We start from the raw sequence: 2,322 nt of genomic DNA on the forward strand, positions 1-2,322 counted from the left end.
ATAATTGGAAATACGACTTTAGCCTTGATAAAAGGACTTGCGGGATTTTTCGGAAATTCATACGCTTTAATTGCAGATGCGATTGAATCGACAACTGATATTTTTGCTTCATTTTTAGTTTTATTGGGCTTTAAATATGCAAAACGACCAGCGGACGAAAACCATCCTTATGGACACGGAAAAATTGAACCATTAATTACATTTGGAGTAGTTGCTTTTCTTGTGGTTTCTGCTACAATAATTGCATATGAAAGTATCCAAAACATTCAAACGCCTCATAAAATTCCGAAATCTTGGACTTTGATTGTTTTGGGACTAATAATAGTTTGGAAAGAAATCTCTTTTCAAATCGTAATTAGAAAAAGTAAACAAACCAATAGCTCTTCACTTAAAGCAGATGCTTGGCATCATAGAAGTGATGCTATTACTTCGGTAATGGCATTTATTGGAATTTCAATAGCAATAATATTTGGAAAAGGTTATGAAACTGCTGATGATTGGGCTGCCTTATTTGCTTCAGCGTTTATCTTATATAACAGTTATTTAATATTAAGACCTGCTTTAGGAGAAGTTATGGACGAGCAACTTTATGACGACCTAATACTTGAAATTAGAGAAAAATCAATAGAAGTTAAAGGTGTTTTGGACACAGAAAAATGTTTTATCCGAAAATCAGGAATGAAATTTCACGTTGATTTACACGCAATTGTGAATAGTGAAATAACAGTAAAATCAGGGCACGATATTGCACATAAATTAAAGGACTATTTACGAGAAGAAATACCGAATTTAGGACACGTACTAATTCATATTGAACCGAATGAATAAAAGGCAGCACACAACAATGTATATAAAAAATAGGCGAGACAGTAGTAAATTCAAGGGTTTTGGCTCGTATCAAAGTTTGTGCTTATCCGAAAGTTTCGTGCTTCGAAATCGCCTACTTTTCATATACTAACCGTTGTGTGCAATGCACAAGAAAATAATAAAAGCTTAGTTATTGTTGTTTTTTCGTCATAAATTTGTATATTCATTGAAAAGACAAATATCATGAAAGAAATTATTTTTAAATTATTCGGAGAACCTACTTCTAGGGACAAAGGAGTTAGGGGTACATCTTCAGGTAAATTGTTTATCGATAAAAAAGTTTTTTACAATAGAGCTGAGGTTAAAGCTGTTATAAAAAAAATGGAAAACTCGGAATCAATTAAGAAAAATTTTGAATTAGCTAAATAAAAATTGGGAAAAATTGACGTACAACATTTTAATTATCCCCATAATAACAGGTTATTATATTTTAAATTTTTCTAAACTATTAAAATATAGTTCACAAAGATTCACAAGAAGCCGAATATTATTTGAATCTCTTTTTATCGGATTAGTAATTATAGGATCAGGTTTTTTTATCCGGACTTTCATAACCATTGCATTTCCTTGATGGATCCCTTATCTATCTAAAATATTAAACCATATACCAATACAAAAACCATTGTATTTATGGACATATGTTTTTTCATCAATAATTGCTTTGACTATTTTTTTATTAATTAACATGATAATTAATAAATACTATCACAAAAACGACCCTATACTTTGGGCAGTTAATAAACATGGTGATGAATTAGAAAACCTTGCTAAAGAATCAGCGGATAAAGGATTGACAATTCAAGTTACTCTTAAAAGTAATAAAGTATATATTGGGTTTTGTGAACAAATCCCCATTCCTCAGAAGACAAATTATCTAACAATTAGTCCTATTTTAAGTGGTTATAGAGAATCTGAAACGAAAAAACTTATAATAACAACAAACTACTTTAATGTAGTCAACGAATTCATAACCGAGATAGAAAATAACAGTGAAAGTGAAATAGATATTATTACTCTAAATACTGATGTTATAATTAAACAAGATGAAATTTTAACTGCTGGTATTTACGAACAGGAAATCTATGATAAATTCAATAGCACTGCACACAACACCGTATAAAATTAATGTGGGGTTTAGTTTTATCCGAAAGTTTTAGTTTATTTATAATGTCGCTTATTCTTATTTGAGTATTTTTAAATCGACAAAAATAAAAACATAAAATAAGTATAAGCTTAGTGGCTCGGCTGACAATTCTTCGATTGTCTTCCTCCCACACTAATCTTATACAAAACCGTTGTAAGCAATTTGACCAAATGTAAAATCCTGAAATAGGTTGACTAAAATTTAAACACTTTTAGTTAAACTATGGACACAAAGACAAAACAACCCTGCCGAAAAAAGAACTACAATAAAGTAGGTTTCGAACTCAAACTTTTCATCATTGACCAAATTCA

Annotated in this window: 3 protein-coding genes; all 3 read left to right on the forward strand. The window is 30.1% G+C overall.

Translation table 11 applies throughout. From position 1 onward, the window contains the following. The coding region (locus tag P8H68_RS01455) for a cation diffusion facilitator family transporter (RefSeq protein ID WP_300320695.1) at window positions 1–828 on the forward strand (828 nt) is incomplete at its 5' end. Window positions 829–1,050: 222 nt separating this feature from the next. Beyond that, the gene (locus tag P8H68_RS01460) at window positions 1,051–1,236 is read left to right on the forward strand and encodes a hypothetical protein (RefSeq protein WP_300320698.1); all 186 of its coding nucleotides are present in this window, start codon (window positions 1,051–1,053) and stop codon (window positions 1,234–1,236) included. 316 nt (window positions 1,237–1,552) lie between these two features. Then, window positions 1,553–1,987: a hypothetical protein gene (locus P8H68_RS01465; protein ID WP_300320700.1), complete on the forward strand. Its 435-nt coding sequence runs from the start codon at window positions 1,553–1,555 to the stop codon at window positions 1,985–1,987. The last annotated feature ends 335 nt before the right edge of the window (window positions 1,988–2,322 follow it).

This window comes from Flavicella sp., from assembly GCF_029238425.1.
Classification (GTDB): domain Bacteria; phylum Bacteroidota; class Bacteroidia; order Flavobacteriales; family Flavobacteriaceae; genus Flavicella.

Bases quoted from the DNA above. Each gene is read 5' to 3' on its own strand.
- P8H68_RS01460 (WP_300320698.1), top strand. From the start codon at position 1,051: ATGAAAGAAATTATTTTTAAATTATTCGGAGAACCTACTTCTAGGGAC.
- P8H68_RS01465 (WP_300320700.1), top strand. From the start codon at position 1,553: ATGATAATTAATAAATACTATCACAAAAACGACCCTATACTTTGGGCA.